This is a genomic window from Streptomyces sp. NBC_01317 (assembly GCF_035961655.1).
Classification (GTDB): Bacteria; Actinomycetota; Actinomycetes; order Streptomycetales; family Streptomycetaceae; genus Streptomyces.
The window spans coordinates 5,089,674-5,113,174 of record NZ_CP108393.1; the positions used below are offsets into that span (position 1 = coordinate 5,089,674).

A 23,501-nucleotide genomic window follows, 5' to 3' on the forward strand; every position below is an offset into this window, starting at 1 on the left:
CGGGCCGGTGGGCTCAGGAGTTGTACGCGCTCTGCGCCCGCTCCAGGCCCTGCGTCACCAGCGCCTCCACCGCGTCGGCCGTACGGTCGACCAGGTAGTCCAGCTCCTTGCGCTCCACCGACGAGAAGTCCTTGAGCACGAAGTCCGCGACCTGCATCCGCCCCGGCGGGCGGCCGATGCCGAACCGCGCCCGGTGGTACTCGGGACCCATGGACTTGGTCATCGACTTGAGGCCGTTGTGCCCGTTGTCCCCGCCGCCCAGCTTGAGCCGCAGCGCGCCGAAGTCGAGGTCCAGCTCGTCGTGGATCGCGACGATGTTCGCCGTCTCCACCTTGTAGAAGTCACGCAGGCCCGCGACCGGTCCGCCGGAGAGGTTCATGTACGAGGTCGGCTTGGCCAGCACCACGCGGCGGCCGGTGGGGCCCGGGGCGCCGAGCCGGCCCTCGATGACCAGCGCCTGAGCCTTCTGGGCGCGCTTGTACGAGCCGCCGATGCGTTCCGCCAGCAGATCCGCCACCATGAAGCCGACGTTGTGCCGGTTGGCCGCGTACCCCGGCCCGGGGTTGCCCAGGCCCACGATCAGCCAGGGGGCGTTGGCATCTGTTGTCATCGGCGCCGCGTCTCCTCATGGTCGTACAGCCGTCTGTCGTCACAGCCGAAAGGGGTGGCGGGCCCGCAGGCCCGCCACCCCGTCGAGTCAGGCGTGGATGCGCCTGGATCAGGCCTCGGCGCCCGCGGTCTCGCCCTCGGCGGTCTCCGCGGCCGGCTCCTCGGCCTGCGCGGACACGACCTGGAGGACGGCCGCCTCGCCGTCGATCGACAGCGTCGTGCCGGTCGGCAGCGGGATGTCCTGCGCGAGCACGGTCGCGCCGGAGTCCAGGCCCTCGATGGAGACCGTCACCGAGGTCGGGATGTTCGTGGCCTCGGCCTCGACGGTGATCGTGTTGAGGACGTACTCCAGCAGGTTCCCGCCCGGGGCCAGCTCACCCTCGACGTGCACGGCCACCTCGACGATGACCTTCTCGCCGCGCTTCACCGCGAGGAGGTCGACGTGCTCGATGTCGCCCTTGATGGCGTTGCGCTGGATCGCCTTGGGGATGACCAGCTCGCTGCGGCCGTCGATGTCCAGGTCGAGCAGGGCGTTCGCGGTACGGAGCGCCATCTGGAGCTGGTGGGCCGGCAGCGTCACGTGCACCGTGTCGGCGCCGTGGCCGTAGATGACCGCGGGGACCTTCTGGTCGCGGCGGGCACGGCGGGCGGCGCCCTTGCCGAACTCGTTGCGGATCTCGGCGCTGATCTTCAGTTCGGACATGACTGCACTCCTCGTAGATTCTGACAGAAGATGACGGAAAATGCCGTCACCCGGCCACGACAGGCCTGCTACGAAGAGCGCGTCGATAACGGACCAACCGCACACAGGTGCGGCCTCCCTCGCCGAGCAACTCGGTGAGTCTACCCGGCGGGGAGGCCGCCCCAGAAATCGATCTTCGCCCGGGCTCCCGGGCGATCTTGGCCCAGGCTCCCGGGCCTCTCAAGCCTCTCAGGCGAAGGTCGTCACGCCTGCTCCTCGAAGAGGCTGGTCACCGACCCGTCCTCGAACACCTCGCGCACCGCGCGGGCGATCGTCGGCGCGATCGACAACACCGTGATCTTGTCGACCTCCAGGTCACCCGGGTCCGGCAGGCTGTTGGTGAAGATGAACTCGCTGACCTTCGAGTTCTTCAACCGGTCCGCGGCGGGACCCGACAGCACCCCGTGCGTCGCCGTCACGATGACGTCCTCCGCGCCGTGCGCGAACAGCGCGTCCGCCGCGGCGCAGATCGTGCCACCCGTGTCGATCATGTCGTCCACCAGCACACACACCCGGCCCGCGACATTGCCCACGACCTCGTGGACCGTCACCTGGTTCGCCACGTCCTTGTCACGCCGCTTGTGCACGATCGCCAGCGGCGCGCCGAGACGGTCGCACCAGCGGTCCGCGACCCGCACCCGGCCCGCGTCCGGCGAGACGACCGTCAGCTTCGTACGGTCCACCTTCCCGGCCACGTAGTCCGCGAGGACCGGCAGCGCGAAGAGGTGGTCCACCGGGCCGTCGAAGAACCCCTGGATCTGGTCCGTGTGCAGATCGACCGTCAGAATTCGGTCGGCGCCCGCCGTCTTCATCAGGTCCGCCACCAGACGGGCCGAGATCGGCTCCCGCCCGCGGTGCTTCTTGTCCTGCCTGGCGTATCCGTAGAAGGGCACGATCACGGTGATGCTCCGGGCCGAGGCCCGCTTGAGAGCATCGATCATGATCAGCTGCTCCATGATCCACTTGTTGATCGGAGCGGTGTGGCTCTGGATCAGGAAGCAGTCCGCGCCACGGGCCGACTCCTGGTAGCGGACGTAGATCTCACCGTTGGCGAAATCGAACGCCTTGGTCGGAACGATCCCGACACCCAGTTGGTCGGCGACCTCTTCGGCCAGCTCGGGGTGGGCGCGGCCGGAGAAGAGCATCAGCTTCTTCTCGCCGGTCGTCTTGATCCCGGTCACAGCACTGTCTCCTCAGACGTGTTGACTGCCGCTGCACCCGCGTGTCGCTGCGAGCCAGCCGAATCGTGCAGTTACGCGATGTGCGATAAACGGATGGGTCGATATCACGGTACGCCGAGATGAGCGCGGCTGTTTCCGGTCAGCTTTCGCCGCCGGCCCCTCCACCCGCCGGAGCGGCTGCCGGACCCGCCGCCTCGGCCGCCCGCGCTGCCGCGCTGCCCGGCCGCTTCCGCGCCACCCAGCCGTCGATATTCCTTTGCTGGCCACGGGCCACGGCCAGCGAACCCGCCGGTACGTCCTTCGTGATGACCGACCCGGCCGCCGTGTACGCGCCGTCGCCGATGGTGACGGGCGCCACAAACATGTTGTCCGAGCCCGTCTTGCAATGTGAGCCGACCGTGGTGTGGTGCTTCACTTCGCCGTCGTAGTTGACGAAGACGCTGGCCGCGCCGATGTTCGTGTACTCGCCGATCGTCGCGTCACCCACGTACGACAGGTGCGGCACCTTCGTGCCCTCGCCGATCGTCGCGTTCTTCATCTCCACGTACGTACCGGCCTTGGCCTTCACACCCAACCGGGTCCCCGGCCGCAGATACGCGTACGGGCCGACCGTCGCCGACGCGCCGATCTCCGCGCCGTCCGCGACCGTGTTGTCCACGCGCGCGCCCGCGCCCACGTGCGTGTCCTTGAGCCGGGAGTTGGGCCCGACCTCCGACCCCTCACCGAGGTGCGTCGTGCCCAGCAGCTGGGTGCCCGGGTGGATCACCGCGTCCTGCTCGAACGTCACGTCCACGTCCACGAACACCGACGCCGGGTCCACGACCGTCACCCCGGCCGTCATCGCCCGCTCCAGCAGGCGCGCGTTCAGCAGCCGGCGCGCCTCCGCCAGCTGGACCCGGTTGTTGATGCCCAGGATCTCGCGGTGGTCGGCGGCGACCGCCGCGCCGACGCGGTGGCCGGCCTCGCGCAGGATGCCGAGGACGTCCGTCAGGTACTCCTCGCCCTGGCTGTTGTCCGTACGGACCTTGCCGAGCGCGTCCGCGAGGAGCTGCCCGTCGAACGCGAACACCCCGGAGTTGATCTCCCGGATCGCGCGCTGCGCGTCGGTGGCGTCCTTGTGCTCCACGATCGCGGTGACCGCGCCGCTGGCGCCGTCCCGCACGATCCGTCCGTACCCGGTGGAGTCGGGGACCTCGGCGGTCAGGACGGTGACGGCGTTGCCGTCGGCCGCGTGGGTGGCGGCGAGCGCGTTCAGCGTGTCGCCGGAGAGGAGCGGGGTGTCGCCGCAGACGACGACCACGGTCCCGTCCGGGACACTGCCCAGCTCCTGGAGGGCGGTACGGACGGCGTGTCCCGTGCCGTTCTGCTCGGCCTGGAAGGCGGTGCGTACCCCGTCGTACTCCTCGGTCAGATGGGTCTCCACCTGCTCACGGGCGTGTCCGACGACCACGACGAGATGCTCGGGCCCGAGGTCACGGGCCGCGGCCACCACATGTCCGACGAGCGAACGCCCGCAGATCTCATGCAGGACCTTGGGAGTGCTCGACTTCATGCGGGTGCCTTCACCCGCTGCGAGAACGACGACGGCTGCCGGGCGGTTGGCGCTCACGGGAATGCCCTTCGGCTTCGGGTGGTGGACCACCGCAGGATACCGGGGGGTTTCGCGCCGGAAACGAGTGCGGGTCCTGACCGTGAAGGTCAGGACCCGTTCCGTGAAGCTCCCCCATCAGGATTTGAACCTGAACATACGAGACCAAAACTCGCAGTGCTGCCTGATTACACCATGGGGGATCATGTGCAACCAAACCAGACATTTGGCTAGGCTGGTGGCGTCGCAGCTAACACTATGCCGTACCACCAGCCCTCGATGCGACGGTACAAGTCGGCGCACTGTAGGACTCGCACGCAGAAACACCCGCGATATCTGTCTCCGACGTTCTTCCGGTTGGTCGTGGGGTTGTGCTTCTTCAGTGTGGTCTTGCCGAACGCCTGGACCTCGACGCCCGCGACCTCTGCCCAGAACTGCTCGGCGGCGCCCACGTCGGCGGACTCGTGGATCTGCACCTGGTAGCGCAAGCGATCCTTGCTGACGCCGAGCAGATCGAGCCATGCCAGGAACACTCTGATCATGTTCGGATCACTGTTGATGAACGAGACCCGTTCCTGCGGTCGGTGGGTCTTGCGCTTGGCCCCCTCCGCCCAGTAGAGCGCGACTCCGATCAGGAAGAGTTCGCGCTCGGACAGGGTGCCTATCTCGGCCGTCGCTTCGCTCTTGGTCCGCTGCCGTTCCACATCCCGCCGAGCGAGCGTTGCCTCCCAGCCTCGCCGCCCGATCGCCGACGCCTCCTCGCGCGTGCGCTTCGGCGGCTTCGGCAGGTCCCGTACCCACAGCGAGATCGAACTCTTCGAGCACCCCAGCTCCACCTGGATCTGGTCGTACGTGAGCCCCTGTAAGCGCAGCTCCCGCGCCTTCTCCCGCAGGTCGTCCTTGGCTCTCGGGCGTTTGGTCCACTCCGGTGCGGGCTCGCCCCTGACCAGGCGGCCGAGGAGGTCGTTGTTGTGGATCTTGAGGCGGTCGCGGATCTGCCGCAGGCTCAACCCCTCCCGCCGCAGCGCCACCGCCCGCTCCCGGAGTCCTTCGAAGTCGGCATATTTGCCGTTCAGAGATGTCATGCGGGAAATCGTCGTACGGAATCATGACTTCCGGCTCGAATGCATGGTCGATTCACCAGTTCGAGTGATCGCTCCCCATCTGTTGTGTCCCTCGTCCCGTCCAGCGCAATCCAGGACACAAGAAAATGAGTCGCGCCCGCCCGTAGGCTGGGAGACATGACCACAACGGGGGCTCATCAGGACGCCGCGGGCCCGACCGCCCGCGGCTACTGGTGGTGGGAGCGTCGGCGGAGTGTTGTTCTGGATGTGGGGCTGGCCGGTGTGTCGGCCCTGGAGTGCGGGCTGGAGGGGGTCCGGTTCGCGGACACCGCCGCGCTGCCCGTACCGGTGGGGGTGGTCTTCGGCCTCCTGGCCGGTTCCGCGCTGCTCCTGCGGCGGCGGTGGCCGGCCAGCGTGGTGCTCGTCTCGATCGCCGTGACCCCGGCGGAGATGGGCTTCCTGATGGCGGTCGTCGGGCTCTACACCCTCGCCGCCTCCGAGATACCGCGCCGCGTCATCGCCTCCCTGGCCGGGATGCAGCTGGCGGGCACGCTGATCGTCACGTTCATACGGACCCGGCAGAGCGTCTCCGAGGGGGACTTCGACGCCGCCCGGTGGTACGTACCGCTCATCGCGATCATGATGTCCGTCGGACTGACCGCCCCGCCCGTGCTCTTCGGCCTCTACGTCGGGGCCCGGCGGCGGCTGATGGAGAGCCTGCGGGAGCGCGCCGACAGCCTGGAGCAGGAACTGTCGCTGCTGGCGGACCGGGCGGAGCAGCGCGCGGAGTGGGCGCGTACGGAGGAGCGGACCCGGATCGCCCGGGAGATGCACGACGTGGTGGCGCACCGGGTGAGCCTGATGGTGGTGCACGCGGCGGCGTTGCAGGCGGTGGCGCTCAAGGACCCGCCGAAGGCGGTGAAGAACGCGGCGCTGGTGGGCGACATGGGGCGCCAGGCGCTGACCGAGCTGCGCGAGATGCTCGGGGTGCTGCGGGCCGGTGAGCAGGTCGCGGCGCGCAAGGCCTCGGACACGGGTCCCGCGCTGACCGTGCCGCTGGCGGCGGTGGGGCTGGCGGCCGCCGCTGCCGCCGCCGCGGCGGCCGAGGACGGGCCCGGCATGGGGGACATCGAGGCGCTGGTGGGCCAGTCCCGGGAGACGGGGATGGTGGTGGAGCTGACGGTGCACGGGGAGTCGCGACCGTACGCCGCCGAGGTGGAACAGACCGCGTACCGGGTGGTGCAGGAGGCGCTGACCAACGTCCTGAAGCACGCGGCGGGCGCGAAGGTGGTGGTACGGCTGGCGCACCGCGAGGCGGAGGTCGCGATGCAGGTGGAGAACGGCCCGTCGGACAGCGGCGCGCAGGACGCGGGCCTGCCGAGCGGCGGCAACGGCCTGCTGGGGATGCGGGAGCGGGTGACGGCGCTGGGCGGCGTCTTCGTCTCGGGGGAGACGGACGCGGGGGGTTTCCGGGTGTCGGCGGTGCTGCCGTACCGGGCTGCGGCTTAGGGGGGTGGGGTGGGTGGTGGCACTCGTGTCCTGGGACGAGGTGGTCCGGGGTCAGTTCTCCGTCAGGCGCGTGGGGAGTTTGCCGGCGATCAAGGTGGCCAGCGCCTGGTCGATGTCCGGGCCCAGGAACCAGTCGCCCGTGTGGTCGATGCTGTAGACCGCCCCGGTGTCGTCGATCGCCAGCACCCCCTGCCCGTCGTCCTCGCCCAGCGGGCTCATCCCGGTCTCCAGTGAGCGCCCCAGGTCCGAGAGGGTACGGGCCAGGTGGATGCCCGCCATGGGGTCGATACGGAACGCCACGGGGGCTATCTGACGGCCCGGGCCCGGCGCGGCGACCCGCAGGCCGCCGAACTCCGCCCAGGCCTCCACGGCGGCCGGGAACACCGCGTGTGTGTGCCCGGCGGGCGTGATGTGGGCGCGGAGCGTGTCCGCCCACTCCTCGGCCTGCTTTATGTCCCACCGCCCCGGCTGCCAGCCGGCGTCGCGGAGGGCGGCGTCGATGGGCACGGGGAAGCGGGTGGTGGAGAGGTCGGGCATGGCGCGGCTCAGTTCTTCTCGGTGGGGTCGACCGGCTGCACGCCGAAGTGGGCGAGCATGGCCGTACAGGACCGGCACGGCGGTGCGTAACTGCCGTGCAGCGGGTCGCCGTCCTCCCGGATGCGACGGGCGGTCAGCTTGGCCTGCTTGAGGGAGCGGCGCGCCTCGCCGTGGGTGAGGGGTTTGCGCCTGGCCCGCTTGGAGCGGCCCTCCTCGGTGGCCGTGAGGTGGCGGGAGAGCAGGATCGCCTCGGGGCAGCGGCCGGTGAACCGTTCCCGCTGTCCGCTGGTGAGCGTGTCGAGGAAGTCCTGTACGAGCGGGTGCAGCGTCGGCGGCTTGTCGGCCTTGCCGGCGGTGCAGGTGAGGTTCTCGCCGCGCACGGTGAGGGCCGCCGCGACGGCGGGCAGGATGCCGTCGCGGCGCTGCCGGAGCGCGGGCGCCCGGTGCGGTTCCGTACTGCTCCAGCTGAGGCGTGGGTCGCCGGACGTGTCGGTCGGTGCTGTGTGCAAAGTGCTGTCCCTCCCGTGCCCGCGGCGGGAAGCCGCTGGTATCACGCCCCCGTGTCGAGGGGACAGCCTGCCAAATGTGACGGGCCGTGGGAAAGCTGGGGCATGAATAGGGGCGTTCTGTCGGCGCTGGGTCACCCGGGCGTGACCGTTGGTCACGGGGACGGGGAGGGTCCGGCCGGGGTGTGCCGGGACCCGGGGCCGGGGGTGCGATCGCGGCCCCGGAGCGTCTCGGTCCCCTCTTGCCCCACCGCATAGGCTGTCCGGACCAGGGCTGTGCTGAACCAGCCGGAAGCAGCAGGGGGCAACCGCCATGACGACAGGTCGGCTCGGGCAGCAAGCCGCGCCACCGAACGCGGCCTACGCCGGGCAGGTCGTGCATTTCCCGGACCCGGTCCGGGCGTCCCGCCACCCCGGGGGTGTGCGGGTGGACGAGGACGGCCGTCCGGATTTTGTGCCGTACGCGCGTGCCGCGGCGGAGATAGCGGACCCCCCGGAGGGGTTCGGCGTGGACGAACTGCGGCTCACGGACTACGTGTCGGCGAACGCCGCGCTGGCCGCCGCGGGCCATGAGCTGTGGGACACGGTCCCCGCGGTGGCCACTCCGCACGGCTGGACCTGGCACCACACGCCGGGCTCGCGCCGGCTGGTGCTCGTACCGGTCGAGGTGAAGGCCCTGTTGCGGCACCACGGGGGTCTCGCGACGGCGCGCGTGGACCACGCCAAGCGCGGGACGCGCCCGCTCCAGGAGACGAGGCCCGGCCACTTCGGGCTGCCCAAGGGAGCGATGTCGGTCACCGAGCAGCAGGTGCTCGGCGTCGAGGAGGATCTCGGCTACCGGCTGCCGGGCGCGTACCGCTCGTTCCTCAAGGCGGCGGGCGGCTGCGCGCCGGCCGGCGCGGCGCTCGACGCGGAGCTGGGGCTGCTGGTGGACCAGCCGTTCTTCACGGTGCGTGAGGAGGCGGCGTTCAACGACCTGGTGTACGTCAACAAGTGCCTGCGGGACCATCTGACGAAGGACTACCTGGCGGTGGGCTTCGTCCAGGGCGGCATCCTGGCCGTCAAGGTCAGGGGTGAGCGGCTCGGTTCGGTCTGGTTCTGCGCGTACGACGACGCCCGCGACCAGGACGGCTGGAGCGTCCAGGAGCGGGTGGAACGGCTGTTGCTGCCGTGCGGCGACGACTTCGACGCCTTCCTGCTCCGCCTGGCGGGCAACCCGCCGGAGCTGGAGACGGTGGCGAACCTGATGGTGGACGGTGGCTTCGCCCGCGCCGTCCCGGTGGAGGGATGACCACGATGGTGACCTTCGCGCAGGCGCAGGAGCGCGCGGAAGAGTGGATCAACGGTGAGGTGCCCGGCTACCAGCAGCGTGAGGTGCGGGTACGGGAGTTCGAGCTGGGCTTCGTCGTCTGGGCGGAGGACCGCGAGGGCGGTCCGGTCTCGGACGGCGGGCGGCAGCGGCTGGTGATCGCCAGGGACAGCGGCGACGCGTCGCTGTGGCCGGCGCTGCCGGTCGGTGAGGTGATCCGGCGGTACGAGGAGGAGTACGGGGCGCCCACGGACGCCGTACCCGCGCCGGAGGCGCCGCAGCGGATCGACCTGAACCAGACGTCGTTCCTGCTGACGCCGCCGGAGTGGCTCCAGGAGGCGGCGGACAGACTGGGCATCCCGGACAGGCGCGAGGCTCCGTCTCCGTCGCCTTCTCCGGAGGACGCGCCGACCGATCTCGTACGCGGGTACGGGGCCGGCGCCCCCGGCAACGGATCGCTGGGCGGCAACGAGTCGTTGGGCGGCGGTTCACTGGGCGGCGCGGCGCCGCTGGCGGCGAGCGGGGGTTACGCCCCCACCGACATCGTCCCCTCCGTCCCCTCCGGGTCGCCCGGGCCGACACCGTGGGCCGGGACGGACACGAACGCGCCGGCGCCCGGCGGTCCCGTACGACCGGGCCCGCAGCCGCCCGTACCGCCCGGGGCGACGCCCTGGACGGGCACGGACACAAACGCGGCGAACGACGGTTCCGTACCGCTGCCCCCCACCGTCTTCGCCCCGCCGCTCTCGGGCGCGGACGACGAGGACACCCCACCCCCGGGCCTGGCGGCGGACGCCCCGACGGCCCTGATGTCGAGCGGCAGCGGACTGCCGAGGACGACGATCGCACCGGCGGTGGAGGGGCCGGGGGGCGGCTTTGCCGGACAACCCGGCACGGATTCCGCGCGTTCCGGCGAGGGCGCGGGCCCTGCGGGGCTTGGTGGCGGTCCCGGCGCGGGCCACGCAGGTCCGGGGGCGGGTCTTGCGGGTCCCGCAGGGCAGGGCATAGCTCACGCGGGTTCAGGCGCGGGCCCCGCGGGCCATGGTGGGGCTCCCGGTAACGCTCCCGGCGTGGGACACGGCATGGGACACGGCGCGGGTCCGGGCACGGGTCCGGGCGCCGGCCCTGGGGGGCCCGGATCGGGCCCTTCGGCTCCCGGCGTGGGTCCCGCAGGGCCGGGCATGGGCCCCGGCATGGGCCACGCGGGCCCCGGCGCGGGGCAGGGCCCCGGCGAGGAGCTCAACACAGGTCAGGCGCGTCCGGGCGTAGGGCCCGGCGCAGGCCAGGCAGGTCCGGCCGCCGGGCACGCGGGTGCTGGTACGGGCCCTGCCGCCCCCGGCCCGGATCGCAGTGCCGGACCCGGCGCTGGCCCCGGCAGTGGTCCCGCCCCCGGAGCCCGGGACATCGCCGATGCCGCGACCAGCAAGGCGTACGCGCCTCCGCGCGGCGGGCGTGGGGGTGGTTCCACCACGCCTCCGCCGCCGAGCCCGCCGGGTGTTCCCGGTGGGGCCGGTGCGGCCGGCGGGACGCCTCCGACGTCCGGCCCGGGTGCGCCCGGTGTGCCGGCGAGCGGCTATCTGCCGACTCAACTGGTCCCGCAGCAAGGCTCCGACGCCCCGCAGCCGCCCGGTCCGCCGGGCGCTCCCGGCGCGGGTCCCGGTGTGCCCGGTGCGCCTTCGGACGGCGGGGTGCACCACGCCGCCACCATGCTCGCGGGCCCCAACCCGCTCGGTCCCCCGCCCGGCTTCCCCCAGCCGCCGGGCCCGCCCGGCGCCCCTGGTGCGGGCGCCCCGCAGCCGCCCGGCCCGCCCGGTCCTCCCGGCGCGGGTCCCGGCGCTCCCCAGCCCCCCGGCCCTCCCGGGCCGCCGCCGGGCGGTGTGCACCACGCCGCGACCATGCTCGCGGGCCCCAACCCGGTCGGCCCCCCGGCCGGCCCCCCGCAGCCGCCGGGTCCGCCCGGCGTGCCCGGGGCCGGGCACGGCCCCGTACCGCCGGGCCCCGTACCGTACGCACCCGGTTCCGGTCCCGGCGCCGGTCCCGTACCGCACGGCATGGCACCCCACGGACCGGGCCCCGTGCCCCAGGCACCCGCGTCCGGCCCCCCGCCGTACGGCTACCCGCAGCCCTACGGCCTGCCGACCGTCGGCCCCGGCTACCAGGCCGTCCTGCGCTACCGCGCGCCCGACGGCTCGGAGGCGCAGATCATCCGCCGCTCGGCGCCCGGGACCCCGCACCCCGAGTGGCAGATCCTGCACGAGCTGCGCGCCCTGAACGTGCCGCCGCAGCAGGTCCTCGAACTCCACACGGAGCTGGAGTCCTGCGAGCTGCCCGGCGCGTACTGCGCGCGGATGATCCGCGAGAGCTGGCCGCAGGTGCGGATCACCAGCGTCGCCCCGTACGGCCAGGACCACGCCAGCCGCCAGCAGGGCATGCAGCATCTGCTCACCCACCAGGGCGAGTTGCACCAGGTCGCGGACGGCCCGGCGCGCCCCGCGCCGGTACGGGCACCGCTGCCGCAGATCCCGCCCGCGCCGCCGATCCCGCCCGAGGGCGTCGCGCAGGAGCTGCTGGGGGCTTTCGGCCCGCAGGGCATCTGCCGGTTCGACCAGCGGGCGGTGTCCCGGCAGGGCGTGCCGGACCTCGTCGCGCGCACGCTCGTGTGGGCGGGGCTGCCGGCCGACTTCGGGCCGTTCTTCTGGGCGCAGCCGGCCCACCCGGTCGTCCCGACCCTGGCCGAACTGGCCGCGCAGCGGCAGATCCAGCCGGCCGCCGACGCGGGCTCGTACCTCGTCATGGGCAGTGACTTCGGCCGGGCGATCTGTGTCCAGTACGGTACGGCGCACATCATGGCCGTCCCCGTCGAGCCGGGTCCTGGCGGGCAGTCGGTGCCGCCGCAGTTCGTCAACACGGGGCTGCCGGAGTTCACCCGCTCGCTGGCGCTCCTCGGCCGGATGTGGCGTCTGCGCTACGGGCTGACGCCGGAACAGGCGGGCCGCTGGACCGTCGACTTCCAGGCGCAGCTGGCGGCGCTGGACCCGGCGGCGCTGTCGTCGCCGGAGAGCTGGTGGTCGGTGCTGCTGGAGCAGATGTGGGACGGCCTGCTCTGACAGATCCGTTCCGAGCCTCACAACGTGCTGTACGGATGACCTGGGCGCCCTCCGCGTGACGCGGCGGGCGCCCGGGCCGTTTCCGGCTCGTCTCCCTCTTGAGCAGCGGATTCCGGCATTCCGCGTGCCATGCCGCATCCTTGGGCAGGACAGATGGGCGGAGTGTCGCATTATGCGCATTTCGCTTCGATCCAGCAGGATGTGCGCCGGATCGCGTTGTGTGCCGGAAGGGGCTTCCCGATGAGTGCTGCTCAGCCGTCTGTTCACGGTTTCGTGCCCACGCGCGGGCGTGGCTACCACCCGGAACAGGTGGACCACGAGGTCACCACCCTGTCGCGGGTCCGTGACGACGCGTGGGAACGCGCGGCCCGCCTCACCGTCCTCGCCAAGCGCATGGAGGGCGAGGCGGCGCTGCTGCGGGAGCGGGCCGAGGAGGTGCGGGCGCGCGGACCGCAGACGTACGAGTCGCTCGGCGGCCGGGCCCCGCAGATCATGACGCTGACCGCCGACGAGGGCGACCGGGTGCGGGCGGAGGCCCGCGAGGAGGCCAGGGCGGTGCTCGACACGGCCAGGGCGGAGGGCCGGGAGACCAAGGAGGCGGCGCGGGAGGCGTCGGAGGCGGTGCGGGCGGAAGCGGAGGCGTACGCGCGTGACGTGCTCGGCGCGGCGAAGGCGCTGGCCGACACCGAACGCGTCGAGGCGCGGCGCGAGGCGAAGGCGTGGCGCGGGGAGGCGCTGGAGGAGCTGCGGGAGATGCGCCGCCGGACGCAGGCGGTGGTGGAGGGCCTGGAGAAGGGCCACGCGGAGCGGCTGGCGGCGACGGACCGGGAGATCGCCGGGCGGGCGGCGGAGTGGGAGGTCCGTACGGCGGAACTCTCCGCGTACGCGCAGGCGGAGCTGACGGAGGCGCAGCGCGCGTTCTCCGAGGCGGGGGAGCGGGCCCGCCACGGCCAGGAGAACGCGCAGGCGAAAGCGGCGGAGCTGCTGTCGTCGGCGGGAGCTTCGGCGGAGCGGGCGCTGCGGGAGGCGCAGCGGGTGGTGCGGGAACACGACGCCTCGCGCGAGGAGATGCAGGCGCACATGACGCTGGTGCGCAACGCGCTGGCCGCGCTGACGGGGAGGGCGCCGGCGGAGGGGTGACGCGTTTTCTTCGGTTCCTTCGGTGCGGGTTGGTGTTCGGTTGCGCTTACTGCTTGTCCTCAATCGCCGGACGGGCTGGGTTTGTCGTGGTGACGGGGGTTTGGGTTTGGGTGAGTGATTGGGTGCGGGTTCGGGCCGAGGGGTAGTCGTGGGTGCCCGGGTTGTGTGGTTCGGGTGGGGCCGCCCCTGTTGTTGATTGTCGCGGGGCCGGGGTGGGCGTCAAGGGCGCTCCTGCGTCGCGTCGCTGCGCGATGACCTGCGGTCACCCTTGACCCCCACCCCGGCCCCGCTAGGGAAGGCGGAGGGGGGCGGCCCGGGGGGAGGGGTCCCCGGGGGGCTTGTTTGTCCCTGGTGTTTCGTCGCGGTCCGCGCCTTTCGGCGGGGTGTTGCGCACCACTTGAATGGGGCGGTGGCGAGTCGTCTCGGCGGCTGCCACGCCGTCTGTTGGCGGGTGTGCAAGCACCGTGTCTGTGGTGGGTGGGTGGTGGGGCGGTGGTGGTAGGGGGAGGCGGCTGGTCTGGCCTGTTTCGGTGGGTTGTTTGCTGTGAGAGCCCTTTAACGCAACACAGGACACAAGGCCGGGTGGGAGAGGCCCTCAGGAGCCCTAAAATCCAGGTCAAATGGGGCATTTGGCCTGCCGGGGTGTGGTGGTGGGCAGTCTTGGCGGCCGACTGTCACCCACCGGCCCGTACGCGGGCGTCAAGCCGGAGTTGAGTGGGTGGTGGGGGCATGTGTGGTGGGTGGGGCGGTCGCCGGGCCCGTTTCGGTGGGTTGTGTGCTGTCAGAGCCCCTTAACGAAACACAGGACACAAGGCCAGGGGGAAGAGGCCCCTATGAGCCTCAAAGCCTGGGCAAATGGGGCATATTGACCACCAGGGCGGGCCGGGGCCCTGCCCGACCCCGCAGCTGACCACGGATCTCAGACACGGTGCTTGTGCGCTGGCCAACGGGCGGTCGTCAGCCGCCGAGACGAGACCGGCTGCCCCATTCAAGTGGTGCGCAAAGCCCCGCCGAAAGCCGCAGCCCGCGACGAGACGCCGAGAACAGACTGGCCCCCGGGGACCCTTCCCCCGGGCCGCCCCCCCAGCCTTCCCTTGCGGTTTCGGGGCGGGGGTCAAGGGTGGAGCGCAGCGTAATCGGCGAAGCCGACGCGACGCAGGAGCGCCCTTGACGCCCGGCCCGAAACCGCGACACTCAACCGCAAGGGGCGGCCCCACCCGCCTTGTTGGGTGCTGGCCACCCCCGACTACCCCTCGGCCCGAACCCGGGCACTGGGCAGCACCGCAACTACACAACCACCGCCACCGCCTACAACCCATCCACCCCCCGCACCTCCATCAAGCCCACCGCGAGCGCCAGCGTGATCGCGGTGAGTCTCGGGGCGAAGTCGACCACCACGTGGCCCAGTTCCGGGTGTTCCGCGTAAAGGTCCGCGAGGGTTTGCGGGGGGTGGGAGAACTGCCACAGCGCCGCCGCGTGGACGCTTGCGCCGCCGATCAGTCTCTTTGCCGCCACAGGTCCCAGTGACGGCAGGAAGCGCGTCGCCATCGCGGCGAGTTCGTCGAGGGCGGCCAAAGCGGTCAGCTTGAACGACAGGACCGCCTCGCGGGAGACGTTGCGTTCCAGGTTCAGCGCGGCATGGGCGAGAAGGTCGCAGAACAGGGGCTGATCGACCAGGGTCCTGGACAGCACGTCCGCCAGGCCGGCCACCGTACCCACCGCCGCGCCCGTACCCACCGCCGCGCCCGCGCCCGCATCCACCCCCACCCCCACCCCCGCCCCCGCCAACCGCTCCCCCACCGCTCCCGCCCACCGCGTCCAGCCCTCCGCCGTCAGCCGGAGGTAGATCTCCTCGCGCGTTTCGAAGTAGCGCAGGACCGCCGATTTGTTGATGCCCGCCTCGGCCGCGATGTCCGTGAGCGTGACCTCCCGTACGCCCTTGCGCAGCCCCAGGACCCGGGCCGCTTCCATGATCGATGCCGCTCGCAGTTCCTTGTTCTCGGGGCTGCGGGCGCGCTGGAAGGCAGGGAGCTGGCCATTCATACCCCAAAGTTAACACAACAGCGTTCTCTTGTTATCGGAACGCCGTTGCGTTAACTTCGGAGGCGTGAACACAAAGACCTGGCTCATCACCGGCAGCTCTCAAGGCCTCGGCAGGGCGGTCGCCGAGGAAGTCCTCGCCGCCGGCCAGAACGTCGTGGCCACCGCGCGGAACCCCGACGTCCTGCGTGACCTGGCCGACAAGTACGGCGACCAGGTCCTGCTCCAGCGGCTCGACGTGACCGACTTCGGCCAGGCCGAGGAGGCCGTGCGCGCGGCGGTGGACACGTTCGGCCGCCTCGACGTGGTCGTGAACAACGCGGGGTACGCCGACATGATCCCCTTCGAGGACATCACCCTGGACAACTTCCGGGCCCAGGTGGAGACGGTCTTCTTCGGCACCGTCCACGTGTCCAAGGCCGCCGTCCCCGTCTTCCGGAAGCAGGGCTCCGGTCACTTCATCCAGGTCGCCTCGATCGGCGGGCGCGGCACCGCCCCCGGTGTGTCCGCGTACCAGAGCGCCAAGTTCGCGATGGAGGGCTTCTCCGGTGTGCTCAACGACGAGCTGGGCCCCCTGGGCATCAAGGTCACCCTCGCCGAGCCCGGCCTCATGCGTACCAACTGGTCGGGCCCGTCCATGAAGATCGCCCCGTACGGAGAGGCGTACGCGCCCACAGTCGGCGCGATAGCCGACCACCTCCGTGGCCTGCGGGGCAAGGAACCGGTCGACCCCGCCAAGATCGGGCGGGTGTTCCTCCAGGTGGCGGAGATGGACGAGCCCCCGCTGCACCTCGTGCTCGGCAAAGCCGCCGTGGACATGAACGCGGCCAACATGGCCGCGCTGGTGGCCGGCGACCAGCGGTGGGCGGAGCTGGGCCGTTCGGTGGACTTCGACTGAGCCACCCCACCGGCGCCCGGCGCCGGCCCGACATGCCGCGTACAGACCCGGCTCAGGACGAGTTGGCCGTATCGCCGCGAGACACCGCGGGACACCGCGGGACACCGCGAGACACTGCGGGACACCGCCTACTCGTCCGGCAGCACCGGGAACACGCGCGGCGCCACGAACAGCAGCACCAGAACACACAGCACCGCCGCCCCCGCCGCCCCCACGAACACGTGGTCCACCGCCGCGTCCACCGCCCGCCGCAGGTACTCCTCCGACGACGCGCTCAGCGACCCGGGGTGGCTCAGCGCGGTGGAGACCGCGTCCAGGTCTCCGGGCAACCCCGGCCCCGCCCCGGAACCCGCCCCCGAACCCGAACCCGCGCCCGCCCCCGCCGCCAGCCGCGACGCCAGGACGCCGTTCGCCACCGCCCCGAACACCGCCGCCCCCACGCTCTGACCGATCTGGCGGTTGAAGAGGATCGACGCGGTCGCCGTACCCCGCTCCGCCCAGCCCACCGAGGACTGGACCCCGATGATCAGGGGGAGTTGGAAGAGCCCCAACCCCGCCCCGAGGACCAGCATGATCAGCGCCGGCTGCCACGCCTCCCCGGGAAAGGGGAGCAGCGGGAACGCCAGCAGGACCGCGAGCGCGACCGACATCCCGACGAGCGCGGTCCTGCGGAATCCGATCCGGTTGTACACACGGTTCGAGAGTGCCGCGCTCACCGGCCAGCTCAGCGTCATCGCGGACAGGACGAAGCCCGCCGCGATCGGCCCGAGCCCGAGGACGGACTGCGCGTACGTGGGTACGAAGAGCGTCGGCGCGACGATCAGCAGCCCCAGCGCGCCGAGCGCCAGATTGACCGCCGCGATCGTACGGCGCTTCCACACCCACCCCGGAATGATCGGGTCCGCCGCCCTGCGCTCGATCACGACGGTCAGGCAGGCCAGTGCCACGGAGCCCGCGAGCAGCCCCAGGGAGGGTACGGAGACCCACGGCCACGCCACCCCGCCCTGGACCAGCGCGGTGAGCAGCAGCGTCGCGGTGGCGAAGACCGCGAGCGCGCCCGCCCAGTCGACGCGGGGGCGCGGCCCGGCGGCGGGCCTGGCCGGTTCGTGCAGGTGGCGGACGATCAGCCAGAGCGCCACCGCCCCCACGGGCAGGTTGACGATGAAGATCCACCGCCAGTCCACGTACCCCGCGAACAACCCGCCGACCAGCGGTCCCGCGACCGACGACGTCGCCCAGACGGTGGACAGCCTGGCCTGGATCTTGGGGCGTTCCTTGAGGGGGTAGAGGTCGGCCGCGATGGTCTGCACCGTGCCCTGGAGCGCGCCGCCGCCGAGGCCCTGGACGACGCGGAACGCGATGAGGGCGGCCATGTTCCAGGCGCTCGCGCAGAGCAGTGAGCCGATGAGGAAGATGATGATGCCGGCGATCAGGACGGGCTTGCGGCCGAGCGTGTCGGAGAGTTTCCCGTACACGGGCAGGGTGACCGTCACGGCGAGCAGATAGCCGGAGAACAGCCAGGAGAAGACGGAGAATCCGCCGAGGTCGCCGACGATCTGCGGGACGGCGGTCGCGACGATCGTGCCGTCCAGCGCCGCCAGCGCCATGCCGAGCATCAGCGCCGCGACGACGGGGCCGCGCCCGCGGGGAGTGGCGGGAGCGGCTTCGGTTATCGCCTCGGTGTCGTGGGCGTCCCCGGCGTCCTTGGTGTCTTCCGTGTCCTCGGTGCCGCCGCTGCTCACAAGATCCCTTCCCTATGCACGTATGTGCGTCGGGGACACCCTCTCACCCACCGGCCCCCCGGTGGCAGGGCGCGGCCCCGCCACCGGCCACGGAGCGAGTCCCCTAGGGGCTCCTCCTTACTTCCGGCCAGGGGCCTGTCCTTCCGGTGGAGGACGCGTGGAGAGCGCCGTGGTCCTTAGCTTGTACGTACGGCAACCGCGGCCGCCGGTACGGGGGGCGACCGCACCCGGGGGGTGGGGAAAACCCCCTGGCCAAGACACCGCCGCGCACCAGGGTGCGCGCGGGCGTCGGCCGACAGACTCAGAGCACATCCCGGGACCCCGTCGCGCCGACCGCGACGAGGGGAACGACTGACTTAGGAGAATGACCGTGACAACGGCTGCAACCATCCCCAGGCACGGGGGCACTGGAGAGCGTACGGCCGTCGCGGCGCGAGCGCGGCAGGTCGTCAAGGCGTACGGGGCGGGCGAGACCCGCGTCGTGGCGCTCGACCACGTCGATGTGGACGTCGCCCGGGGGGAGTTCACGGCGATCATGGGCCCTTCGGGCTCGGGCAAGTCGACGCTGATGCACTGCCTCGCCGGGCTCGACACGGTGACCTCGGGGGAGATCTACCTCGACGAGACCGAGATAACGAAGCTCAAGGACAAGCGCCTGACGCAGCTGCGCCGGGACCGGATCGGCTTCATCTTCCAGGCGTTCAACCTCCTGCCGACGCTCAACGCGCTGGAGAACATCACGCTGCCGATGGACATCGCCGGCCGCAAGCCGGACGCCGAGTGGCTCCGGAAGGTGGTGGAGACGGTGGGCCTCGCCGACCGGCTCAAGCACCGGCCGACGCAGCTGTCCGGCGGTCAGCAGCAGCGGGTCGCGGTGGCCAGGGCACTCGCCGCCCGCCCCGAGATCATCTTCGGCGACGAGCCGACCGGGAACCTGGACTCGCGGGCCGGCGCCGAGGTGCTGGGCTTCCTGCGCCGGTCGGTGGACGACCTGGGCCAGACGATCGTGATGGTCACGCACGACCCGGTCGCCGCGTCCTACGCGGACCGCGTGCTGTACCTCGCGGACGGCCGGATCGTGGACGAGATGTTCCGCCCGACCGCCGAGGCCGTACTGGACCGCATGAAGGACTTCGACGCGCGGGGGCGGACGTCGTGACCGTGGTCAAGACCTCGATGCGCAACTTCTTCGCGCACAAGGGGCGGATGGCGCTGTCGGCCGTCGCGGTCCTGCTGTCGGTGGCGTTCGTCTCCGGCACGCTCGTCTTCACGGACACGATGAACACGACGTTCGACAAGCTCTTCGCCGTCAGCTCGCCCGACGTGACGGTGAGCCCCAAGTCCTCCGGTGGCGAAGGCGGCCAGCCCGGCACGGGCAAGCCCGAGACCCTGCCCGCTTCCACCGTCGCGCGGGTGGGCGCGGTGGCCGGGGTGAAGTCCGTCGAGGGCGCGGTCAGCAGCCAGAGCGTGACCGTCGTCAACGCGGAGAACAAGAACGTGGGTGCCACGACCGGCGCGCCGACGTTCGTCGGCAACTGGACCCGCAACGACCTGCGTTCGATGGAGATCACCTCCGGCCACGCGCCGCGTGGTCCCACGGAGGCGATGATCGACGCCGACACCGCCGACAAGCACCACATCAAGATCGGTGACGAGCTGCGCGCGATCGCCGTCACGGGCACCTTCCCCAAGAAGATCACCGGCATCGCCGCCTTCAAGGTGACCAACCCGGGCGCGACGGTCCTCTACCTGGACACCGCGACCGCCCAGCGTGAACTGCTCGGCGCCCCGGGACTGTTCACCCAGTTGTACGTCACCGCCGACGCGGGCGTCAGCGACACGGAGCTCAAGCAGGACGTGGCGGCGGCGCTGGGAGCGGGGACGGCGGGGACGGCCGGGACAGCGGGGCCGTACAAGCTCCAGACGCAGAAGGAGGCCGCCGACGCGAACCGTTCGGACGTCGGGTCCTTCCTGGACGTGATGAAGTACGCGATGCTCGGCTTCGCCGGGATCGCCTTCCTCGTCGGCATCTTCCTCATCGTCAACACCTTCTCGATGCTGGTCGCCCAGCGCACCCGGGAAATCGGCCTGATGCGGGCGCTCGGCTCCAGCCGCAAGCAGATCAACCGCTCGGTGCTCTTCGAGGCCGTACTGCTCGGGGTGTTCGGGTCGGTCGCCGGGGTGGCGGCCGGGGTGGGCCTGGCCGTCGGGCTGATGAAGCTGATGTCGGCCACCGGCCTGGAACTGTCCACCGGCGACCTGACCGTGAAGTGGACGACTCCGGCGATCGGGCTCGTGCTGGGTGTGGTGGTCACGGTCGTGGCCGCGTACATCCCGGCCCGGCGGGCCGCGCGGATCTCCCCGATGGCCGCGCTGCGCGACGCCGGGACCCCCGCGGACGGACGGGCCGGCCTGCTCAGGGCCGTCCTCGGGCTGCTGCTCACAGCGGCGGGCGCTCTGTCGCTCGTCGTGGCGACCCGCGCCGACGAGGCGGCGGAGGGTTCGCTGTTCCTCGGGGTGGGCGTGGTCTTCACGCTGATCGGTTTTGTGGTGATCGGCCCGCTGCTCGCAGGTGGTCTGGTACGGGTGCTCAGCGCGGTGCTGCTCCGGGTGTTCGGCCCGGTCGGGCGGCTGGCGGAGCGCAACGCGCTGCGTAATCCCCGCCGTACGGGAGCCACGGGCGCCGCGCTGATGATCGGCCTCGCGCTGGTGGCGTGCCTCTCGGTGGTCGGCTCCTCGATGGTCGCCTCGGCCACCGACGAGCTGGACAAGTCGGTGGGCGCGGACTTCATCATCCAGCCCTCCGTACCGAACACACCGATCGTGCCGAAGGCGCAGGCCGCGCTGGAGCGTACGCCCGGCATCGAACACGTCACCCAGTACCGGATGGTCGACGCCAAGCTGACCACGCCGGACGGCAAGGCGGAGGACGAAGGAGTGGTCGCCGCCGACCCGACGTACGCGCAGGACCTGCGCCGGGAGACGGTGTCGGGGGAGCTGGCGGGGGCGTACGGCAAGGACGCCATGTCGGTCGGGGACGCCTTCGCCGAGCGGCACGGCGTCAAGGTCGGCGACACGATCAAGGTCGCGTTCAAGGCCGGTGAGACGGCTCGGCTCAAGGTCGCGGCGATCACGTCGGACGACACGAACATCGACAAGGGCGCGATGTACACCAACCTCGCGACGGCGGAGAAGTACGTGCCGGCCGACAAGATGCCCAAGAACATGATCATGTTCGCGGCGGCGCAGGACGGCAAGGAGAAGGAGGCGTACGAGGCCCTCAAGAAGTCGCTCGCGGAGTACCCGCAGTACAAGGTGCAGAACCAGACCGACTTCAAGCAGGACCTCAAGGACCAGATCAGCCAGCTGCTCAACATCGTGTACGGCCTGCTGGGCCTGGCGATCGTGGTCGCGGTGCTGGGCGTGGTGAACACCCTGGCCCTGTCGGTGGTGGAACGCACCCGCGAGATCGGCCTCCTGCGCGCGATCGGCCTCTCGCGGCGCCAACTGCGGCGCATGATCCGCCTGGAGTCGGTGGTGATCGCGGTCTTCGGCGCGCTGCTGGGCCTGGGCCTCGGCCTCGGCTGGGGCACGGCGGCCCAGAAGCTGCTGGCGCTGGAGGGCCTGGGGGTCCTGGAAATCCCCTGGCCGACGATAGCGGGCGTCTTCGTGGCCTCGGCTTTCGTGGGCCTGTTCGCAGCCCTGGTCCCGGCGTTCAGGGCGGGCCGGATGAACGTACTGAACGCGATCGCGAGCGACTGACCCTTCTCGACGACAGACGGGCCCTGGTAGGCATCACGGATGCCTACCAGGGCCCGGTACGTGGGGCGACGACAGCGGCCGGGCCATTCAGCGGGTGTCTCCCGGCGGGCGGAGGCGGAGGGCGTCTCACATACTCGCCAGAGTCTTGGCAACCAGCTGCCGTGCCTCGTGCCCGTAGACGGATTCACGTTGCAGTCGTTCGAACATCGCGGCGTAGAGGGCGATTTCCTTCGGTCTGGTGACCTTGATCGCCGCTGTGGGTGTCTCGAGTGCCACGGCGTTCTCGTCGAAGATCCAGAAACCGGTGGTCCCGACGGCTCGTCGCCGGGCGTCGGCCGGGATGATGCCGACGGACACGAACGGCAGGCGCATGAGCGACAACAGGTGGGCCAATTGGTCAGCCTGGTCGGACGGCGTACCGCGGCGTGTGCGCAGCGCCTGTTCGCCGAGGACCACGAGGATGCGTTTGCCCGGCGTCATGGCGGCGGCGGTACGTTCGGCTTTCATGGCCACGGTGGCATCGGCGTCGTCCGGGGAGTCGAGGAACTCGTACCAGAAGGCGAGCATGTGCCTGATGTACGTCTCCGTCTGGAAGATGCCGGGCATGACGACGGGTTCGTGAATGCGGAAGACCGACGTCTTCCGGTAGGTGGCCACAGTGTGCAGATCACCGAGACGCCGCAGCCCTGCCCGGGATTGCCGTGCCCATTCCACATAGGCGGACTCCACGGAGCGTGCCGTCGCGACCAGTTCGGGAATCTGATCCTCGGCGCCGCATGCGGCGCACCAGTCCCGGATGTTGCGTTCGGTGGGCGTCTGGCCACCGTTCTCCACCCGGCTGATTCGTGTGACGTGTTGTCCTGTGGCATCCGCGACGGCCTGGCCGGTGAGACCGGCCGACTTCCGGATGTCTCGCAGCCGGGCGCCAAGGTCTTTGCGTGCCTCGGCCACGGGGCTACTCGGATCGGTAGGCATGGAGCGGCGCCGCCAAGGCCCAGACGGATTCGAATGCCTCTCGACAGGTTCGTACGGTCCGGTCGTCCTCGGTGATCTCGAACGACAAATTGGTTCCGTTCCCGGTGTAGTGGAGGAACAGGACGAGTTCGTCGTCGAATACGTAGAAGTCCCCACTGCCCGGCAGCGGCACCGTCGCCAGTCGCGGCCGGGCGACGTAGCGGATGTCCTCACCGGCGTCGGTGAACAGGCCGACGTGGCTCATCGTCCACCGCTGGTAATCGCTGACGGGCTCGGACACCACACGGGCCCGGCGGCACGTCCGCCCGGCGGCCCGGTGCCCCCGCAGCATCTCGAGCCACCAGCCCAGCCAGGCGAAGTCGTCGGGCTCTCCGCGGCGCCACGTGGCCATGTGCGGCAGTTCGACTTCGGTTCCATAGGAATCCCGGGTTTCCAGATGGACGAACGACTTCTTGACGCCTTTGCACAGCCGATTCAGTTCGTCGTGGTCGGCGGGGCGCATCACTGCCGCTGCCGGAAGAACGGGATCATCCGGTCGGGGATCTCGACGCACGTCTCGCCTTCCGGGATGTCCATGGCGGCCAGCGCGTCGGGATCGGTGACCACCCAGCCCTGCACGACCCAGGATTCGCGGTCGGTGCGATAAAGCGTCGGTGAGCCGCTGGGTTCCGAATCCGGGTCCTTGGCTACAAGGGTGAGTAACAACTCCGCCTCCTAGGAAGAGGGTTGCGGAAACATGCAGTAACGGCATCCTTACGGAAGGTGTGCGGGTCGTCAATCTGCAACTTTCCG

The 23,501-nt window shown here is 71.1% G+C and carries 19 protein-coding genes; 7 read left to right on the forward strand and 12 right to left on the reverse strand.

Annotated elements, in window-relative coordinates:
- Window positions 1-13: 13 nt before the first annotated feature.
- From pth to OG349_RS22100, 5 genes are all read right to left on the reverse strand, one after another.
- Entirely contained in the window at window positions 14-610 is a 597-nt protein-coding gene (gene pth, locus OG349_RS22080; RefSeq protein ID WP_161312476.1) for an aminoacyl-tRNA hydrolase, read from the reverse strand.
- Between the two features lie 108 nt (window positions 611-718).
- Window positions 719-1,312: a 50S ribosomal protein L25/general stress protein Ctc gene (locus OG349_RS22085; protein ID WP_327236252.1), complete on the reverse strand. Its 594-nt coding sequence runs from the start codon at window positions 1,310-1,312 to the stop codon at window positions 719-721.
- A gap of 242 nt (window positions 1,313-1,554) precedes the next feature.
- Window positions 1,555-2,532 (reverse strand): ribose-phosphate diphosphokinase, encoded by a 978-nt coding sequence (locus OG349_RS22090; RefSeq protein WP_161312478.1) that lies wholly within the window; start codon window positions 2,530-2,532, stop codon window positions 1,555-1,557.
- 139 nt (window positions 2,533-2,671) lie between these two features.
- Entirely contained in the window at window positions 2,672-4,141 is a 1,470-nt protein-coding gene (gene glmU / locus OG349_RS22095) for a bifunctional UDP-N-acetylglucosamine diphosphorylase/glucosamine-1-phosphate N-acetyltransferase GlmU (protein WP_327236253.1), read from the reverse strand.
- Window positions 4,142-4,350: 209 nt separating this feature from the next.
- Window positions 4,351-5,205, reverse strand: a complete 855-nt coding sequence (locus OG349_RS22100) for a hypothetical protein (protein WP_327236254.1) — start codon at window positions 5,203-5,205, stop codon at window positions 4,351-4,353.
- 156 nt (window positions 5,206-5,361) lie between these two features.
- Here OG349_RS22100 and OG349_RS22105 point away from each other — a divergent pair, with 156 nt between their 5' ends.
- Entirely contained in the window at window positions 5,362-6,693 is a 1,332-nt protein-coding gene (locus OG349_RS22105; RefSeq protein ID WP_327236255.1) for a sensor histidine kinase, read from the forward strand.
- A 51-nt stretch (window positions 6,694-6,744) separates the two neighbouring features.
- Here OG349_RS22105 and OG349_RS22110 read toward each other — a convergent pair whose 3' ends face one another.
- Entirely contained in the window at window positions 6,745-7,230 is a 486-nt protein-coding gene (locus OG349_RS22110; RefSeq protein ID WP_161312482.1) for an SUKH-3 domain-containing protein, read from the reverse strand.
- Window positions 7,231-7,238: 8 nt separating this feature from the next.
- The gene (locus OG349_RS22115) at window positions 7,239-7,739 is read right to left on the reverse strand and encodes a YwqJ-related putative deaminase (protein ID WP_327236256.1); all 501 of its coding nucleotides are present in this window, start codon (window positions 7,737-7,739) and stop codon (window positions 7,239-7,241) included.
- A 310-nt stretch (window positions 7,740-8,049) separates the two neighbouring features.
- Here OG349_RS22115 and OG349_RS22120 point away from each other — a divergent pair, with 310 nt between their 5' ends.
- The 3 genes from OG349_RS22120 to OG349_RS22130 all read left to right on the forward strand — a co-directional run bounded on the left by OG349_RS22120 (window position 8,050) and on the right by OG349_RS22130 (window position 13,292).
- Entirely contained in the window at window positions 8,050-9,027 is a 978-nt protein-coding gene (locus OG349_RS22120) for an SMI1/KNR4 family protein (RefSeq protein WP_327236257.1), read from the forward strand.
- A 5-nt stretch (window positions 9,028-9,032) separates the two neighbouring features.
- Entirely contained in the window at window positions 9,033-12,152 is a 3,120-nt protein-coding gene (locus tag OG349_RS22125) for an SUKH-4 family immunity protein (RefSeq protein WP_327238665.1), read from the forward strand.
- Between the two features lie 240 nt (window positions 12,153-12,392).
- Window positions 12,393-13,292, forward strand: coding sequence for a cellulose-binding protein (locus OG349_RS22130; protein ID WP_327236258.1), 900 nt, complete (start codon window positions 12,393-12,395; stop codon window positions 13,290-13,292).
- A 1,308-nt stretch (window positions 13,293-14,600) separates the two neighbouring features.
- Here OG349_RS22130 and OG349_RS22135 read toward each other — a convergent pair.
- Window positions 14,601-15,335: a TetR/AcrR family transcriptional regulator gene (locus OG349_RS22135; protein ID WP_327236259.1), complete on the reverse strand. Its 735-nt coding sequence runs from the start codon at window positions 15,333-15,335 to the stop codon at window positions 14,601-14,603.
- Between the two features lie 64 nt (window positions 15,336-15,399).
- Between OG349_RS22135 and OG349_RS22140 the strand changes: the two genes are divergently transcribed.
- Entirely contained in the window at window positions 15,400-16,230 is an 831-nt protein-coding gene (locus OG349_RS22140) for an SDR family NAD(P)-dependent oxidoreductase (RefSeq protein WP_327236260.1), read from the forward strand.
- A 128-nt stretch (window positions 16,231-16,358) separates the two neighbouring features.
- Here the strand turns inward: OG349_RS22140 and OG349_RS22145 are convergent, their stop codons facing one another.
- Window positions 16,359-17,972, reverse strand: a complete 1,614-nt coding sequence (locus tag OG349_RS22145; protein WP_442806288.1) for an MFS transporter — start codon at window positions 17,970-17,972, stop codon at window positions 16,359-16,361.
- A 370-nt stretch (window positions 17,973-18,342) separates the two neighbouring features.
- Between OG349_RS22145 and OG349_RS22150 the strand changes: the two genes are divergently transcribed.
- Both OG349_RS22150 and OG349_RS22155 read left to right on the forward strand, forming a co-directional pair.
- Entirely contained in the window at window positions 18,343-19,131 is a 789-nt protein-coding gene (locus OG349_RS22150; protein WP_327236261.1) for an ABC transporter ATP-binding protein, read from the forward strand.
- Entirely contained in the window at window positions 19,128-21,734 is a 2,607-nt protein-coding gene (locus OG349_RS22155) for an ABC transporter permease (protein ID WP_327236262.1), read from the forward strand. Before OG349_RS22150 ends, OG349_RS22155 begins: the two co-directional genes overlap by 4 nt.
- Before the next feature lie 126 nt (window positions 21,735-21,860).
- Here the strand turns inward: OG349_RS22155 and OG349_RS22160 are convergent, their stop codons facing one another.
- From OG349_RS22160 to OG349_RS22170, 3 genes are read right to left on the reverse strand one after another with little or no spacing between them, the layout of a single operon-like run.
- Window positions 21,861-22,685, reverse strand: a complete 825-nt coding sequence (locus tag OG349_RS22160) for a helix-turn-helix domain-containing protein (protein WP_327236263.1) — start codon at window positions 22,683-22,685, stop codon at window positions 21,861-21,863.
- Window positions 22,686-22,689: 4 nt separating this feature from the next.
- Window positions 22,690-23,211, reverse strand: a complete 522-nt coding sequence (locus tag OG349_RS22165; protein ID WP_327236264.1) for a DUF6879 family protein — start codon at window positions 23,209-23,211, stop codon at window positions 22,690-22,692.
- Window positions 23,211-23,414, reverse strand: a complete 204-nt coding sequence (locus tag OG349_RS22170) for a hypothetical protein (RefSeq protein ID WP_327236265.1) — start codon at window positions 23,412-23,414, stop codon at window positions 23,211-23,213. The genes OG349_RS22165 and OG349_RS22170 overlap by 1 nt, the downstream gene beginning before the upstream one ends.
- Window positions 23,415-23,501 lie beyond the last annotated feature (87 nt).

Coding starts and splice junctions, on each gene's coding strand:
- OG349_RS22125 (WP_327238665.1), top strand. CDS start 9,033: ATGGTGACCTTCGCGCAGGCGCAGGAGCGCGCGGAAGAGTGGATCAAC.
- OG349_RS22100 (WP_327236254.1), bottom strand. CDS start 5,205: ATGACATCTCTGAACGGCAAATATGCCGACTTCGAAGGACTCCGGGAG.
- OG349_RS22130 (WP_327236258.1), top strand. CDS start 12,393: ATGAGTGCTGCTCAGCCGTCTGTTCACGGTTTCGTGCCCACGCGCGGG.
- pth (WP_161312476.1), bottom strand. CDS start 610: ATGACAACAGATGCCAACGCCCCCTGGCTGATCGTGGGCCTGGGCAAC.
- OG349_RS22165 (WP_327236264.1), bottom strand. CDS start 23,211: ATGCGCCCCGCCGACCACGACGAACTGAATCGGCTGTGCAAAGGCGTC.
- OG349_RS22120 (WP_327236257.1), top strand. CDS start 8,050: ATGACGACAGGTCGGCTCGGGCAGCAAGCCGCGCCACCGAACGCGGCC.
- OG349_RS22085 (WP_327236252.1), bottom strand. CDS start 1,312: ATGTCCGAACTGAAGATCAGCGCCGAGATCCGCAACGAGTTCGGCAAG.
- OG349_RS22105 (WP_327236255.1), top strand. CDS start 5,362: ATGACCACAACGGGGGCTCATCAGGACGCCGCGGGCCCGACCGCCCGC.
- OG349_RS22110 (WP_161312482.1), bottom strand. CDS start 7,230: ATGCCCGACCTCTCCACCACCCGCTTCCCCGTGCCCATCGACGCCGCC.
- OG349_RS22135 (WP_327236259.1), bottom strand. CDS start 15,335: ATGAATGGCCAGCTCCCTGCCTTCCAGCGCGCCCGCAGCCCCGAGAAC.